Below are 16,247 nucleotides of genomic sequence, written 5' to 3' on the forward strand. Positions count from 1 at the left end.
GGAGGTATGATTTATGGCTACCATCAGCTCAATGGCAAACAACACCTACACGATGCTGACCATGGCCCAGAACAACGGCCTGTCCCTGTTTGGCACAGATTATGCCAGCAGCTCGAAGTCCAGTGATATCTGGAGCAATTATGGCAGCAGTGCCAGCAGCAGCGCCAGTGCCATGATGGCCGGAGTTTCCGAGGTCAGCAGCAGCAAGCGTGAGCTCCTTGCCAGCTACGACAGCGCTGCCAAGGAATTCAAGGCAGAGTTCGGTTCCACCATGAAGGATCTCTCTGAATCCATCAAGGATATGAAGAAACTGAATCTCGATGTAGGAGAAAATGCCATCACCCAGAAGACCGTCACAGCAGAGGACGGTACCACGAGCCAGAAGACCGAATACAGCAAGTCAATGCAGGAAGCCTTGGATACTGTGGGCAAGTTCGTGGACGACTACAATTCTGCCATTGGTCTCTTCAAGGAGTATGGTGATGTGTCCAAGCGAATGTCCCACATGGCTTCTGTCTTTGGTGACACCACTGCCCGGGCAGAAAACTATGCCAAGATCGGCCTCACTGTGGGCAGCGATGGCAAGATCACCGTGGATGAGGAAAAGCTGGCCAAGGCTATTCAGGACACCCCCGGCCGGGTGGAGAATATCCTGGGCAAGGACGGCCTCACCGGCAAGGCGGAGAACCATGTGAACTTCGCCAAGGGCCAGGAAGACAAGCTCTTCCCCTCCGTAGACAGTATGTTTGGCAAGCAGCTCAAGCAGGCCAGCGTTTACAGCGGCAATTCCCTTCTCCAGCTTCATAGCTATGCGAACATGGGCAACTTTGTCAATATGATGTTTTGAATACTTCCCCAGCCCCAAATCATATTCCCGGCTGTTTCCAGCCGGGATATTTTTTGTCAGGTGCAAGAAAGGTTTAAGGATATATATCCTTGACTTTGCCGCTGGATAAGAGTAGACTAAGAGGAAATAAAATGAAATCGATTAGGACTTTTGTCCTAAATAGAAGCAGAGGTTTTTGGATGAATGTGAGATGGCATAAAAGCATAGCGAAAATAGTGCCACTGATGGTGCTGATGGCAATGGTGTGCTGTCTTGCAAGAGCAGAGGCGGCAGCCTGGCAGGGACCGTGGCTCTATCGTCCCGGTATGGTACCACAGGCTTACGAGCGCATTACTGATAAAGACTGGCTGGCTGAACCGGGATTGGTCTCCGAGTGCTGGCAGCCCTTTGACTGCCCGGGGAGCAGCACTCCTGTCAGTGGGGATTTGCACTGGGCGACTATCTCCCGCACCATCTCTCCTGCAGATGTGAAGAACAACACCCTGACCTTTTCTACCACCAATGAGTCTGTGAGGCTGTGGCTGGGGGAAAGGCTTATCTATGAATACGGCCATTTCAGGGATGTGCCCCTGGGGGATGGCTATCGCTGGCACATTGTAGTGCTGCCGGAGTTCTATGCTCCAACCCAGCTTACCTTTGAGCTCTATTCTAATTCCCCTTATCAGCTGGGCAGGGTGGAGAATCTTGAGCTCACTACGGAAATGGATGCGGTGCAGACCCTCTTTTGGCATGATGTGCCCAATCTCATGGCCATTCCCGTGTGCCTGCTGCTGATGGTCATCATGCTGCTTTACCATCATTTCACTTCCCGGAAGGCCAGGAAGCTTTACTTTGCCATTGTGGGCTTCCTCGGGGTGTTTGCCCTGTGGCTGCTCTGTGCCACCAAGCTCACCATGTTCATTTTTGATGCGCCGGTGTTCTGGTGGTATTCCCTGAGCATACTGGCCTATCTGTTGCCCATTTCTGCCAACCTCATTGTCTATGAGATGCTGAAAGGGGAGCCTGGTACCCACATGGATCTGGTGGTGGGGGTACAGGTACTGCTCTTCGTCATTGCCATGACAGGGGAGGCTTTGGGGTTCCAATTGATGAACAGGATGATGGCGGTGTATTATCCCCTGCTGCTCATCTGTGAGAGTGCAGCAGCCTTGTGGCTCTGGCGCAAGGGGAAGAAGGGTGACTACCGGGCCAGGGCTCTCCTGGCCTCTGTGGCAGCCTTCACTCTCTGCGGCGTGGCAGATGGATTGGCCGGGCATTTCCGCCTTTGGAACAGTTACAGCTATGTGACTCCCTTTGCGGTACTGGCTTTCTGCTATTTCATCTTCGTGATTATCGGCAGGCAGCTGGCTTACCAGCGGGAGATGGCTGCCCGGCAGGCCGACCTGGAATATGAGGCTGCTGTGGCGGCAGAACGAGCAGAAAGGGATCCCCTCACAGGCTGCTACAACCGCCAGCGCCTGGAGGAACTGGCCAGGGAAAGCCTGGCTGCAAGCCAGAAGGAGCATCTGCCCATGTCTGTGCTGCTGCTGGATATTGACCATTTCAAGCGGATAAATGACGAGTTTGGGCACAGCACAGGTGACAAGGTGCTGAAGGATTTCACCGCCGTCATACGCCAGGTTCTGGACAAGAACAAGCCCTTTATCCGCTGGGGGGGCGAGGAATTCTTGGTCTTCTGTCCTCATCTCAGCATGAAGGAGGCCATGGACTTTGCAGAGAAGCTGCGCCGCCTGGTTTCCAGCCGGAAGCTGGGCGGGCTGGACGTGACCTGCAGCATTGGCGTGGCCGTCTGGCACGGCCGGGTGGACAGCTTCCAGGCCATCTTCAAGCGGGTGGACCAGGCCCTCTATATGGCGAAGAACGCCGGGCGCAACTGCGTAAGGCTGGAGGGCGGCAAGCTGCCGGAACTGTATTGCTGATATCAAGCCGTTTCTTCCTTCGTGAAGGGACGGCTTTTTTGCATGCCTGCAGGGGGAGCTTTATTTTTCTCTGCGGCAGGTTTTAATCACCAAAGGTAGAATTATACCCTAAAAGAAGGGCGGATTTTAGGAGGGGATTTATCGTGCGTGCAGTATCAGTGGAAGATCTGAAGCCTGGCATGACGTTGGCAAGGACTGTGACCAATGACGAGATGATTGTGGTGCTGTCTGAAAATACCTTGCTGACCAAGGCGCATATCACCCGCCTGGGGTTTCTCAATATACCTGTTGTCTATGTGAAGGACGAATACGAACTGAGCCAGAACTATCTGGTGGCCACTTCCATCTTCAATCAGAGCAATGCCTTCCTGCAGGAGTATGAAGGGGTGGTGGACAGCGCCAAGCGCATTTTCGAGGACACCAACAAGACTGGTGCGGTGCCTGTGGAGGAAACTCATGCCATCATTGAAAATGATGTGGCGCCCATGGCCAAGAACAGCGGGGCCATTGACTATCTCTATGAGCTGAATCATCTGGCCAGCGACATTTACAATCATTCCCTGAGGGTGTCTATTCTGGCGGGGGTCATTGCCAAGTGGATGCGCTTTGACAGGGCCAAGACCCAGGATATCATTCTGGCGGGCTTCCTGCACGATATTGGCAAGACAAGATTCTCCCAGAAGCTTCTGGACAAGCACGTTTCCAAGCTTTCTGCTGAGGAGTACGAGGAGTATATCAGGCATACAGTGGATGGCCAGCAGGTGGTCAATTCTATTCCCAACCTTTCTGACGGCGTGAAGCTGGCGGTGCTGCAGCACCACGAGCGCATGGATGGCTCAGGCTTCCCCTTTGGTTCTACGGGGCAGGATATACATGAGTATGCCCGCATCATCGCCGTGGCGGATATCTACGACAATATCACCACGGAGCGGGAGGGCTTCGTGAAGGAAACTCCTTTCACTGCCATCGCCTATATCACTGAGCATATGTTCACCATCCTTGACCCCGGAGTATGCATGCCAGTGCTCACTCATATCACGGATGCTTTCCTGGGGTCCAGGGTCATGCTGAATGACGGCACAAAGGGGGTCATTGCCGCTTATCCCAAGGATTATGCGGGGCTGCCCATCATCAGCAATGAGGAGGAGCAGCTGGTGAACCTCAATGAGCACCCGGAGCTGAAGATTATTGAGTATAATCCGAAGTGAATGCAAAAAGCCTGCTTTGAGCAGGCTTTTTGCATTCACTCTTGACAACTTTACAACCCTTAGGTATAATACGTTTATATTAATACTTTAATGTGATAAAGCAAAGAGATGGGAGCGATACTTATGAAATGGCAGAGATTACTGGCCGCAGGCCTTGCGGTGATGATGATGGGACTGGCTGGCTGTGGCAGCCAGCAGCAGGCAACTTCTGGTTCGTCGGGGGCTGGTTCTTCCAGCGCCGGCAAGGCTATTGTGGTGGGCCTCGATGACAATTTCCCGCCCATGGGCTTCAAGGGCGAGGACGGGCAGATCACTGGTTTTGATATTGATCTGGCAAAGGAGGCTGCCAAGCGCCTGGGCCGGGAGGTGGAGTTCAAGGCCATTGACTGGTCCAGCAAGGAGGCCGAGCTCAAGAGCGGCCGGGTGGATGTGCTCTGGAACGGCCTGGATATCACCGAGAAGCGCAAGGAGAATATGCTTTTCTCCGACCCCTATATGGACAACCGCCAGATTATCTTCGTGAAGAAGGGGGAGACCTCCATCAAGGATGAGAAGAGCCTGGCTGGCAAGGTGGTAGGCACCCAGAGCGCCAGCACCTCCGAGGAATACATGGACGGCAACGAGTTTTTCAAGAAGGACGTGAAGGAAGTCAAGAAGTATTCCGACTTTGTTTCCGCTTTCATGGATTTGGAGAACGGCCGCATTGATGCCGTAGTGGGCGACGAGATTGTGGGCCGCTACTACATGAGCAAGCACGCTGACAAGATTGACGCCGTGGATGTGGCTGTGGGCCCCGTGAGCACCTTCGGCATTGGCTTTGCCAAGGACAACCAGGCGCTCAGGGATGAGGTGCAGAAGGTCTTGAATGATATGAAGGCCGACGGCACCATGGGCAAGATTTCCGAGAAGTGGTTCGGGAAGAACATAACTAAGTAAGGCCATGAAAAGACGCGGGTGGCCGATGTCATGCCAACGCTTCGCTTGAAAAATTGCTTCGCAATTTTTCACACGCTGCGCTTTTGGCACAACATCGGCCACTCGCTTACTTTGGTATCTTGATAGGCAGGCTTATGAGCCTGCCTTTTTTGTGCGTGAATCTGGCGGAGGTCAGGTCGGTGAGTTCGGTCAGGCGCTGTTCGACTTCGCCGGGGGAGAGCAGCAGGGGGATGGTCACGTTCTCTGCATATTCCGTCTCGCCAGTGCGGATTGATTCTTTCCTCAGGTAATTCTCGACGGTGGCCAGCAGGTCGTAGCTCAGGGTCACGTTGATTTCCTGGAAGGGAGTTATCTCCAGCTTGGTGGCGGCTTCCAGTCCCAGGACGGCAGCATGGCTGTAGGCGCGGATCAGCCCTCCTGCTCCCAGCTTGATGCCGCCGAAGTAGCGGGTGACCACCACCACAAGGTCCGTGAGGCCATTCTGCTTGATGGCTTCCAGTATGGGGGCCCCCGCAGTGCCTCCGGGTTCGCCGTCATCGTTTGACTTCTGCTTGTCCCCCCGCTCCCCCAGGATATAGGCGGAGCAGTTGTGCCGGGCGTCATAGTAGCGCTTCTTCATGGCCTGGATGAAGTCCCGGGCCTCTTCTTCGCTGTCCACATGGCGCAGGTGGGTGATGAATTTTGATTTCTGTATCTCATAGAGAGTCTCAAGGCTCTCGTCTGTTTCTTCAATGGTGCGGTAAGTTTCCATATAGGCCTCCTGTTCTGGGAAAGTATATTGGTATCATACCCCATGGGAACAATTTTTGCCACAGAAAAATGCAGCGATAAAATTTTTCAAAACTATAGTATTTGGAAGCTGTTTGTAGTATTCTTTAGGGAAGCAGTCAATTGCTATTTTAAGTCCCGCGGATGACCAGGATTTTCTGGTATGCAAGACGCATTACAGCAGCGGGGCTGGAAAGGTTGTGTTAATGAGGCCATGAACGAGTCGAAAATGAACAGAGGGCTGAAGAACCGCCATCTGCAGCTGATTTCCCTGGGGGGAGTCATCGGCAGCGGTTACTTCCTCGGCACAGGGTATGTGCTGGAGCAGGCTGGCCCGGCAGCGATACTTGCCTATCTTTTGGGAGGGCTCATCGTGCTGTGCGTCATGCTGTGCCTGGCGGAGCTGGCAGTGGAAAAACCCATTTCCGGTTCCTTCGTAAACTACGCCCGGGACAATATTTCCCCAACCTGGGCCTGTGGGGTGGGCTGGGCTTACTGGCTTACCTGGGTTTCCTACGTCCCTTCGGAGATGATTGCGGCGGGCATCATCATGGAGAATTTCCTGCCTCAGATCAGTCAGCTCTGGTGGGCGGTACTCTTTGGTTTGATTGTTACTGCCGTGAACCTCTTTCATGTGGACAAGTTCGGTGAAAGCGAATTCTGGCTTTCCCTCATCAAGATAGTGGCATTGGTGGCGTTCAGCATTGTGGCAGGCCTTATCTGCCTGGGGCTGATTGGCGACCAGGGTTATATCGGCTCACTGGTGCTTTTGGGCAGCGGCGGTTTTGCCCCTAATGGCTACTGGGCTATCGTCATGACCATGGTGATTATCCTGGTGAACTTCCAGGGTACGGAAATCATCGGCTTGGCAGCCGGGGAGTGCGAACGTCCTGAAAAGAGCATTCCCATTGCGGTGCGGAATGTGACCTGGCGCATCATTGCCCTCTATATCATTCCCATTACCCTGCTGATCAGCATCCTGCCCTGGGATAAGGCAACCCTGGAGGAAAGCGTCTTTGCGGCGGCCATGTCTGAGTACGGGCTGAACGGCTTTGCGGCTCTCTTTGCCATGGTAATACTCACGGCTGCCATTTCCTGCTCCAATTCCGGTCTGTACGGGGCCGCCCGCGCCCTGTACGCCCTGGGCAAGATGGATATGGCACCCAAGTCCCTGTCCCATATCAGCAGGAAGGGGATGCCTTCCCATGCCATCGTGCTTTCCATCTGCACCTGCTGGCTGGTAATCCTCCTGTACGCTTTCAATCCCGATTCCGCTCTCTACACTTATCTCTTGGCAGTGTCGGGCTTCACGGGAGCCATTGCCTGGATTTCCATCTGCTGGAGCCAGCTCAGGCGCCGCAGGGCGCTGGAGGCAGCAGGAGAGGTGGAGAAGCTGGCGTATAAAATGCCCCTGTTCCCCTATGTGACCTATTTCGGCATCTGGGCCCAGGTTTTCTGCCTGGCGGTGATGGCCTTCACCCCCGATTTGCGTGAAGCCCTTTACGCCGGTGTGCCCATGCTACTGCTGCCTATGGCCTGGTATCGCCTGAGAGCCCGTTTGAGGGCACGGCGTGCGGCCATGGCAAGATAAATGAGATGAAGAAAACTGCCGGCCTGTGCTCGTTGGGGCACGGACCGGCAGTTTTTTGATTTTCCTTCAAGGGGAAGGCTGGGCAGTTTCTTCTGGCAGGGGAGTCTTTTCTTTGGGCAGTTCCAGCTGGTGCCTGATGGCTTCGATTTCATCGGCGATGAAGAGCTTCACCGGGGATTCACGTATCATCACCGTCTGCAGGAGCTGGCTCTGCTGAGGCTGCTCGGCAGCGGGCATCAGGGCAGGGTCAGCTGCGGCCCGGGTGAGTGAGATGGCACGGCATTGAGCTCCTATGTAGTCATTTGTCTTGGACAGGAGCTGGGCTGTCTGGTCGTAGGTGTAGTCGGAAAGCTCCAGGGGCACCTTGCGGGCAGCCATGCGCTCTTTCAGCTGGTTGCTGTCCAGCTCCAGCTGCTTCAGGAGGGCGTAGGTGGTTTGCAGGCTGATGTTGTCTTCTTTGAAGCTTTCCAGGATGTGGTGGTACCACTGCCAGTTCCGGTCCAGCTCGTTGAGGTCCTTCTGGTAGTCTTCGTACCAGGCGGCAAAGACTTGCTGCTCCTGCATGACGGCATAGCGCTGCTCGTCAGTGATGCCCTCCTGGGGAGATTGGGCGGCAGGCCAGGCGAAGTAGGCAATGGCTCCTGCCAGTCCGATGGTAAGGGTGAAGCCGTAGAAGGCCTTGCGGCTGCGGGTTTTCTTGTATAAGATGAAAAGAAGTACAAGGGCAATGGCCCCTAAAGAGTAGATAATCATAAAAACCTCCTTGGAGGATAGATGTTACAATAGATATTCTATCATAAAGGCGGGAAAAGGGTAAGGAGTGGATGTTCGTGGCTAGGGAAAAAATCAGCTATTTCAAGACCTTCTGGCATTTGTGCCGGGGGTACTGGAAGTCGGAGGAGAAGTGGAAGGCTATAGGGCTTCTGGGGGTGGTCATTGCCCTGAACCTGGCCGCCGTGTATCTGCTGGTGCTGCTCAACGACTGGTACAACACCTTCTACAATGCCCTGCAGGGCTATGATGAGGATAGTTTCCTGCCGCTGGTGGGGCAGTTTACCGGCCTGGCTATGCTCTACATCATCATTGCGGTGTACGCTATTTACATCAGGCAGATGCTGCAGATCAAGTGGCGCAGCTGGATGACGGACAGGTATCTCACCGCCTGGCTGGCAGACCAGTCCTACTACCGCCTGCAGGTGCTGGGCAGTGACACGGACAACCCTGACCAGCGAATCAGCGAGGATATCAATCAGTTTGTCAGCCTTTCCCTGCAGCTCTTCGTGGACCTCTTGAAGGAACTCACCACTCTGGGGGCTTTCTCGGTGGTGCTCTGGAACCTTTCCGGAGCCCTCACGGTACCCTTTGGCGGGCATGAGTTCGTCATCTATGGCTATATGTTCTGGTTCTCCCTGATATATTCTGTTTTGGGCACCGGGGCTGCTCATCTGGTGGGCAGGAAGCTCATCGGCCTGGATTTTGACCAGCAGCGCTATGAGGCAGACTTCCGCTTCAACATGATGAGAGTGCGGGAAAACAGCGAGAGCATTGCTTTCTACCGTGGGGAAACTCCCGAGGGGGCGGGGTTCCGGGAGAGGTTTGGCAAGGTCATCGGCAATTTCTGGCAGCTCATGCGCCAGACGAAGCTGTTGAACTTTTACATCAACGGCTATGCCCAGCTGGCCATCATCGTGCCCATTGTGATGGCGGCTCCCCAGTATTTTGCAGGTACCATCGCTTTGGGCGGCTTCATGCAGACTTTGTCTGCTTTTGGCCGTGTGCAGGATGCCCTTTCCTATTTTGTCACCTCTTATGACAGCATCGCACAGTTGGCGGCGGTCATTCGCCGTCTGGGTACCTTCAGCCGCCACATGGAAGAAGTGGCGGCGGTGGAGAACGGTGTCAGGCGCCAGGAAAGCGGCGGAGAGATGCTGGCTCTCAAAGAGCTGACGGTGGCCCTGCCGGATGGCAGGCAGCTGGTGCAGGAGCTGGGGGCGGACTTTGCTGCCGGCAGCCGGGTGTTGGTCATGGGCAGCTCCGGCTGCGGCAAGAGCACTCTCCTGCGCACCCTGGCGGGCATCTGGCCCTATGGTACAGGGGCGCTTTCCCTGCCTGCGGATAAGGTGCTTTTCCTGCCCCAGCGTCCCTATCTGCCCCTGGGCAGCCTGGAACAGGCTCTTTCTTACCCTGGGGAAGTGACGGCTGACAGGGATACGCTGCAGCGGGTGCTGGAGAAGGTGGGCCTTGCTGCGCTGGCTGGAAAACTTGGGGAGACAGATGACTGGAGCCGCATACTCTCTCTGGGTGAGCAGCAGCGGCTGGCCTTTGCCCGGGTGCTCCTGGCAAAGCCCCTGTGGGTCTTCCTTGACGAGGCTACTTCTGCTCTTGACGAGGACAGGGAGCAGGAAATGTATGACCTTTTGAAAGATGAGCTGCCCGATTTGGGCATAATGAGCGTAGGCCACCGCTCCACTTTGCTCAGGCAGCATGAGGAAAAACTCCTGCTGGACGGCAGGGGAGGCTGGCAGCTTTCTCCTATTTGAAAGGGGAGAGGGGCAAAAGAATAAATTAGAAAAAGTTTATACGCACATAGAAATTCTTTCGGAAAAAACGTCAAGAATATGACTTTTTTCACTAGATTTTTTGCTTGATTTTGCCTATAATATATCTGTTCGTTGATAGGCGGTTGATAATGAAGCGTAGAGAATTCCTGAAAAACATTACATTTTTCACCCTGGGCGGCCTATTGCTGCCAGGGGCCATGGGAAGCGTGGAAGCTGCCTGGCAGGCCAGGAACCCATGGCTGGGGCTTCGCATCAAGCCAACCTATCTGCAATTCGGTTCGCTGGAGAATCGCGAGCAGACAGATGCCATAGTCATTCACCATATCGGCAACACTGACAAGGATGTTTCTGCCGCTACAGTGCATGGGTGGCATCAGGCTCAGGGATGGTCCGGCATAGGCTACCATTATCTGATTCGCAAGGATGGAACCATTGAGCAGGGACGCCCCCGGGATACGGTGGGAGCCCATTGCTACGGGGAGAACTGGCATACAGTGGGGGTGAATATAGTAGGCAATTTTGAGGAAGCGGAGCCAGAGGCGGCGCAGCTTGATTCGGCTGCGAAGCTGTTGGCGGCCCTCTGCAAGAATTACGGCCTGGAGCCGGGAGGAGATACCATCTTCGGTCACCGGGATTTCAATTCTACCGCTTGTCCGGGCAGGAACCTTTACAGGCAGCTGCCGGAGCTAATTGCAGAGGCCAGGAAGGTGTACTTTGGAGGTGCTTCCTGATGCGCTACAGATGGTTTGCCCATGAGGATGAAAAGGACGAGTTTGGCGAGCATGTCTCCCGGGCTCTCTGGCATGACAGGGAGGAAGGGGACAAGCAGGAAAAAGGCAGGTTTTCCATCGGAAAAGGAGCAGGCACTTTTCTTGCGGCTGCGGCTGCCTGCTATGCCCTCTGGTCGGAGGACTTGCAGCTCTTTCTTTTTTCTCTGGCGGTATTGCTTTATTTGCTCCATCCTCTGGCCAGGGGCCTGGGAGGGAAGCGGGGAACTTTTCTTGCCAACTTTTTGAAGGGATTCAGTCTGGCACTGGGCTGGGGAATCCTGATATGGATATTTCTTTGATGGCATAATTGTCAAAAAATAGCTTTTTTTCCAATCAGTTGTTTGATAGTGGCAGAATGGAAAAAAATGCGAAAAAATTTCTTCAGAAGGCAGGAGATTCCTGCCGAAGCTAGAATAAGTATTTATGCAGTAAAGCTGTTATCTCGTAATTTAGGGCTAAGGAAAACCTTGGATTATCGGCTGATATACGCAAAAGGATTACAATTTAAAATTAAATACTGTATACAATGCTTTAGTTGTGTAAATTATGTATACTAACAGAGAGTTTTCTGTTATTATAGAAGTATAAAGGCGAATTGGTCAAAATGGGGAGCCAGTCGTCACAAGATATCCAAGGGGGATTTTTTATGAGAAAGACAGAATGCTTAGCAATGATTCTAGCAGGCGGCCAGGGCAGCCGCCTGGGGGCTTTGACGAAGAAAATCGCCAAGCCGGCCGTGCCTTTTGGCGGCAAATATCGTATTATCGATTTTCCGCTGAGCAACTGTGCTAACTCGGGAATCGATAAGGTGGGCGTGCTGACTCAGTACCGTCCGCTGGAGCTGCACAACTACCTGGCTTCCGGCAGTGCCTGGGACCTGGATAAGAGTGACGGCGGCATCTTCATCCTGCCTCCCTATGCCCGCGAAAAGGGAGCAGACTGGTATCAGGGTACGGCAGATGCCATCTACCAGAACCTGAACTTCATTGACCTGGCAGATCCTGAGTATGTGCTCATTCTGTCCGGTGACCACATTTACACCATGGATTATTCCTGGATGCTGGAATCCCATAAGATGAACAAGGCAGAAGCCACTATCGGTGTCTTCGAGGTTCCTTGGGATGAGGCTCCCCGCTTCGGCATTATGAACACGGACAAGTCCGGCCGCATCCTCGAATTCGAGGAGAAGCCGGCTAAGCCCAAGAGCAACCTTGCTTCCATGGGCATCTACATCTTCAACAAGAGCTACCTCAAGAAGTACCTTGAAGAAGATGCCAAGGATGAGACTTCCGCTCATGACTTCGGCAAGAACATCATTCCGAAGATGCTCGCCGACAAGGGCCGTCTCTATTCGTACGCTTTTGATGGCTACTGGAAGGATGTGGGAACCATTGAGAGCCTCTGGCAGGCTAATATGGACCTTCTGCAGGACAAGCCACCGTTTGAGCTCAATGGCGACTGGAAGATTTATTCTTCCAACCAGCCCTTCCCGCCTCATTATATCGGCAAGGATGCCAAGATCAAGAAGGCTATGGTAAGCGAAGGCTCCATGATTCTGGGCGAGGTGGAGAACTCAATCATCTTCCCCGGAGTCCGCATTGGCAAGGGAGCCAAGGTCACCAATTCTGTCATCATGCCCTCCACCGTCATCAAGGACGGCGCTGTGGTGGATTACGCCATTGTGGCTCAGAACTGTGAGATTGCCGAAGGTGCAAAGGTCACGGGCGAGCTGGGTGCCATCACGGTTGTGGCTGAGGGCGAGACGGTTGAGGCAGCTGCCAGCGGCAAGCAGGCAGGCTGAGCCTTCTCACACAGGAAGACCATGAGATCGGAGTGAATAAAAATTGAAAACAGTAATGGGGATTATCAATCTTCAGGAAGAGAACAAGCTGATTCGCGAACTTACAGACCGTCGTGCTGTTGAGTCATTGCCTTTTGCAGGTCGTTACCGCTTGATTGATTTCACGCTTTCCAGCATGGTGAACTCCGGCATCCAGAATGTCGGTGTCATGTTGCCGGATAAGCCCCGCTCCGTGCTTGACCATCTGAGGTCCGGCAAGGATTGGGATCTGGCCCGCCGCCATGATGGACTATTTTATCTCCCTGCCCCACATGATGAAGCAATAGCAACACGCAAAGGCGATCTCAAGAACTTTTACCACAATCTGGATTTCTTTGAACACAGCTCCCAGAAGTATGTGCTTCTGACCAGCGGCAGTTTTGTTTACAATGTTGACTTCAGCCAGCTCCTCCGTTTCCATCAGAATACGGATGCTGACATCACCATGGTTTACTATACTTCCACCCATGAGACCCCGGGCCGCAACGTGGTCATTGAGACGGCGGAGAACGGCCTGGTGGAGGATATCTCTGAGAAGCAGGCTGTCTATGACGGCTCCAAGGTGGCCATGAGCGTCTACCTCATGGAGAAGCGCATTTTCGCCGAGATGGTGCGCTATACCTTCGAACATGGCGGCCAGGACCTCATGATGGATGGCCTTATCCGCAGGGCTTCCGAGTACAACATCTATGCCTGCGAGCATGATGGCTATGTAGCTCATGTGGATTCCACCACGGCTTTCTACAAGGCCAATATGGACCTCCTGGAGCCGGAGAACTGGGAAGAGCTCTTTATGGGCCGCAATTCCATCTACACCAAGGTGAAGGATGAAGTGCCTGTCCAGTACAAGGAGAGCGCTGATGTGAAGAATTCCCTCATTGCCAATGGCTGCGAGATTCGCGGCGAGGTGGAGAACTCCATCATCTTCCGCGGCGTCAAGATTGCCAAGGGCGTGAAGATCAAGAATTCCATCATCATGCAGAAATGCGACATTCAGGAAGGTTCTCTTATCGAGAATGTCATCTGCGACAAGAATGTGGTCATCACCAAGGACAAGTGGCTCAAGGGAGCCCCCAATTATCCCCTCATCGTCACCAAGAATGTAGTTATCTAAAGATAAGGCAAGCCGTTGTAAAGAGGTTCCAGCCTGCTTTTGGCGGGGCCCTTTATGACGGCTCTTTATATTGTGCAGTGAAAGTCCAGCAAGCCGGAAAGCGGCTGATGGGCTTTTTCACGCACTCAAGCTGTGCGAAATTTCGCACGAGGCTTTCCCAGAGGATGAATATGGCCTGGTTTTAGTTACACCGAAGGAGAGTGTTTTTGTTGGCAAAGGAAAAGAAAGGCAATAAGGTCAAGGATAAGGCTTATGAAAAGCTGAAGAACGAGCTCAAGACGCGTTTCATAACCACGGTGCACATCATGTGGGGGCGTGAGCTCCATGATCTGACCAAGAATGAGATTTACCAGACTGTGGCCTCTGTTGCCAAGCAGTACATTTCCGACAACTGGATCAAGACCAATCGCACTTATGACGAGCGTCAGGAAAAGCAGGTTTATTACTTCTCCATCGAGTTCCTGCTGGGCCGTCTCCTGAAGTCCAACCTCATCAATCTGGGTATTGAGGAGGCGGTGCAGGAGGTGCTCCAGGACGATTTCAAGCTGGAGCTTTCTGAGATTTACGAAGAAGAGCCGGATGCAGGTCTGGGCAATGGCGGCCTCGGGCGTCTGGCGGCCTGCTTCATAGATTCCATGGCAGCTCACCGCCTGGCAGGCCACGGCTGCAGCCTGCACTATCAGTTCGGCCTTTTCGAGCAGAAGATAATTGACGGCCAGCAGGCAGAGATTCCTGACAACTGGCTGAAGAACGGCTTTGCCTGGGAGTACCGCAAGGCTGATAAGGCTATCGATGTGAAGTTCTTCGGCAATGCCTATATGAAGGACCTGGGCAATGGCGAGCTGGAGCTGGTGTATGAGAACCCCACCACGGTCATGGCTGTGCCCTATGATGTTCCTGTGGTAGGCTACCATAACAATACGGTGAACAACCTGCGCCTCTGGAACGCAGAAGTAAACCGCGACTTCTCAGATTACGGCTTCATCACCCATGAACAGCTGCAGCAGAAGGAGCAGTACAGGCATTTCGTAGAGAATATAACCCGCTATCTGTATCCGGATGACAGCAGCTATGAAGGCCGCCAGCGTCGCCTGATCCAGGAGTACTTCCTGGTGTCTGCAGGGGTGCAGAGCATTGTCCGCCACTATAAGAAAACGGGTTCGGCTCTCAGCAACTTCCCCCAGAAGATCGCCCTGCATATCAATGATACCCATCCGGCTCTCATTGTGGCAGAACTCATGCGCATCTTTGTGGATGAGGAGAAGATGGAATGGGATGAAGCCTGGGCAATGGTGCGGAACACCGTGGCTTACACCAACCACACTATCCTGCCCGAAGCGCTGGAAACCTGGCCGGTGGATATGTTCAAGGAACTGTTGCCCCGCATCTACATGATCATCGAGGAGATCAACCATCGCCATCTGAACTTCGTGCGCAAGCGCTATCCCGGCGATGACAACAAGGTCCGGGCTATCTCCATCATCGAGGGTGGTATGGTGCACATGGCAAGACTTGCCATCATCGGCTCCCACAGCGTCAACGGCGTGGCGGAGATCCACTCCATGATTCTCCAGAACACCACTCTGCGCGATTTCTATGAGCTCTATCCCCGCATGTTCAACAACAAGACCAACGGCATCACCCACCGCCGCTGGCTGATGGGGGCAAATCCGGAGCTGTCTGACCTCATAGATGAGACCATCGGCAGCCGTCGCTGGCACCGTTATCCGGAGCAGTTGGACCTTTTGAACGACTATGTGGAGGACAAGCCTTTCCTCACCAAGCTGGGGGATATCAAGACCATCAGGAAGAAGAGGCTGGCTGACTACATCAAAGAGCACAACAACGGCCTGATCCTGGATCCCAATTCCATTTTCGATATCCAGGTGAAGCGCATCCATTCTTACAAGCGCCAGCTCATGAATATCCTGCATATCATGTATCAGTATGAGCGCTTGAAGAATGACACCACCTATGATATGGTGCCCACCACCTATTTCTTTGGCGGCAAGGCGGCTCCCGGCTACTTCATTGCCAAGGAAACCATCAGGCTCATCAACGCCGTAGGGGCAAGGATCAACAACGACCCTGTTACCCGCGACAGGCTGAAGGTGGCCTTTATTGAGAATTTCGGCGTGTCTTTGGGCGAGATTGTCTATCCTGCTGCCGAGATCAGCGAGCAGATCTCTACGGCTTCCAAGGAAGCTTCCGGCACAGGCAACATGAAGTTCATGATGAATGGCGCTGTTACCTTGGGCACCCTGGACGGGGCCAACGTGGAAATCCGCGAAGCGGTGGGCGGTGATGACCACTTCATCCTCTTCGGCCTCAGGGCTGAGGAAGTGCTGGCTTACTATGCCAACGGCAGCTATTCCGCCTGGGATGAGTTCAACCACAATGAAACTGTGCGCAATGTCATGAATCAGCTGGTGGACGGCAGGTATGGCGACTTCCGTTCCCTCTATGACTATATCCTGCACAGCAATGATGAATTCTTCATCATGAAGGATTTCTGCGCCTACAGCGAGGCACATGAGGAAGCTATGCGCCGCTATGAGCAGCGCTTTGACTGGCTGAAGTCCTCGGCGGTGAATATCGCCAACTCCGGCAGGTTCTCCTCTGACCGCACCATTGACGAGTACGCCAATGAAATCTGGCGCGTGAAGCCCTGCATGATCAACTGATGCCAAGGT

Annotated in this window: 13 protein-coding genes; 11 read left to right on the forward strand and 2 right to left on the reverse strand. The window is 53.6% G+C overall.

Annotation, left to right across the window (positions count from 1 at the left end):
• Nucleotides 1–13: 13 nt before the first annotated feature.
• The 4 genes from fliD to BLW59_RS04965 all read left to right on the forward strand — a co-directional run bounded on the left by fliD (nucleotide 14) and on the right by BLW59_RS04965 (nucleotide 4,910).
• On the forward strand, nucleotides 14–847 hold the full coding sequence (gene fliD / locus BLW59_RS04950; protein ID WP_051650422.1) for a flagellar filament capping protein FliD: 834 nt from the start codon (nucleotides 14–16) through the stop codon (nucleotides 845–847).
• Nucleotides 848–1,026: 179 nt separating this feature from the next.
• Nucleotides 1,027–2,766, forward strand: a complete 1,740-nt coding sequence (locus BLW59_RS04955) for a sensor domain-containing diguanylate cyclase (RefSeq protein WP_074696699.1) — start codon at nucleotides 1,027–1,029, stop codon at nucleotides 2,764–2,766.
• Between the two features lie 143 nt (nucleotides 2,767–2,909).
• The gene (locus BLW59_RS04960) at nucleotides 2,910–3,974 is read left to right on the forward strand and encodes an HD-GYP domain-containing protein (RefSeq protein ID WP_318258334.1); all 1,065 of its coding nucleotides are present in this window, start codon (nucleotides 2,910–2,912) and stop codon (nucleotides 3,972–3,974) included.
• 123 nt (nucleotides 3,975–4,097) lie between these two features.
• Nucleotides 4,098–4,910, forward strand: coding sequence for an amino acid ABC transporter substrate-binding protein (locus tag BLW59_RS04965; protein ID WP_074696701.1), 813 nt, complete (start codon nucleotides 4,098–4,100; stop codon nucleotides 4,908–4,910).
• Nucleotides 4,911–5,016: 106 nt separating this feature from the next.
• Here the strand turns inward: BLW59_RS04965 and BLW59_RS04970 are convergent, their stop codons facing one another.
• Nucleotides 5,017–5,661 carry a YigZ family protein gene (locus tag BLW59_RS04970; RefSeq protein ID WP_074696703.1) on the reverse strand — a complete coding sequence of 215 codons (645 nt, stop codon included), beginning with the start codon at nucleotides 5,659–5,661 and terminating at the stop codon, nucleotides 5,017–5,019.
• A 231-nt stretch (nucleotides 5,662–5,892) separates the two neighbouring features.
• On the opposite strand from BLW59_RS04970, the gene BLW59_RS04975 reads away from it, so the two are divergent.
• A complete protein-coding gene (locus tag BLW59_RS04975) occupies nucleotides 5,893–7,269 on the forward strand; it encodes an amino acid permease (RefSeq protein WP_074696705.1) in 1,377 nt (458 codons plus the stop codon).
• 66 nt (nucleotides 7,270–7,335) lie between these two features.
• Here the strand turns inward: BLW59_RS04975 and BLW59_RS04980 are convergent, their stop codons facing one another.
• On the reverse strand, nucleotides 7,336–8,022 hold the full coding sequence (locus tag BLW59_RS04980; RefSeq protein ID WP_074696707.1) for a hypothetical protein: 687 nt from the start codon (nucleotides 8,020–8,022) through the stop codon (nucleotides 7,336–7,338).
• Between the two features lie 77 nt (nucleotides 8,023–8,099).
• On the opposite strand from BLW59_RS04980, the gene BLW59_RS04985 reads away from it, so the two are divergent.
• The 6 genes from BLW59_RS04985 (at nucleotide 8,100) to BLW59_RS05010 (ending at nucleotide 16,238) form a co-directional block, all read left to right on the forward strand.
• Nucleotides 8,100–9,809 carry an ABC transporter ATP-binding protein/permease gene (locus tag BLW59_RS04985; protein WP_318258336.1) on the forward strand — a complete coding sequence of 570 codons (1,710 nt, stop codon included), beginning with the start codon at nucleotides 8,100–8,102 and terminating at the stop codon, nucleotides 9,807–9,809.
• Nucleotides 9,810–9,958: 149 nt separating this feature from the next.
• Nucleotides 9,959–10,561, forward strand: a complete 603-nt coding sequence (locus tag BLW59_RS04990; protein WP_074696711.1) for a peptidoglycan recognition family protein — start codon at nucleotides 9,959–9,961, stop codon at nucleotides 10,559–10,561.
• The gene (locus tag BLW59_RS04995; protein ID WP_029545696.1) at nucleotides 10,561–10,899 is read left to right on the forward strand and encodes a hypothetical protein; all 339 of its coding nucleotides are present in this window, start codon (nucleotides 10,561–10,563) and stop codon (nucleotides 10,897–10,899) included. The genes BLW59_RS04990 and BLW59_RS04995 overlap by 1 nt, the downstream gene beginning before the upstream one ends.
• Before the next feature lie 347 nt (nucleotides 10,900–11,246).
• Entirely contained in the window at nucleotides 11,247–12,401 is a 1,155-nt protein-coding gene (locus BLW59_RS05000; RefSeq protein ID WP_029545694.1) for a glucose-1-phosphate adenylyltransferase, read from the forward strand.
• Nucleotides 12,402–12,444: 43 nt separating this feature from the next.
• Nucleotides 12,445–13,554 carry a glucose-1-phosphate adenylyltransferase subunit GlgD gene (gene glgD / locus BLW59_RS05005; protein WP_074696713.1) on the forward strand — a complete coding sequence of 370 codons (1,110 nt, stop codon included), beginning with the start codon at nucleotides 12,445–12,447 and terminating at the stop codon, nucleotides 13,552–13,554.
• 209 nt (nucleotides 13,555–13,763) lie between these two features.
• Nucleotides 13,764–16,238 carry a glycogen/starch/alpha-glucan phosphorylase gene (locus BLW59_RS05010; protein WP_081348393.1) on the forward strand — a complete coding sequence of 825 codons (2,475 nt, stop codon included), beginning with the start codon at nucleotides 13,764–13,766 and terminating at the stop codon, nucleotides 16,236–16,238.
• The last annotated feature ends 9 nt before the right edge of the window (nucleotides 16,239–16,247 follow it).

The organism is Selenomonas sp. KH1T6, from assembly GCF_900108415.1.
In the GTDB taxonomy this organism is placed as follows: Bacteria; Bacillota; Negativicutes; order Selenomonadales; family Selenomonadaceae; genus Selenomonas_B; species Selenomonas_B ruminantium_A.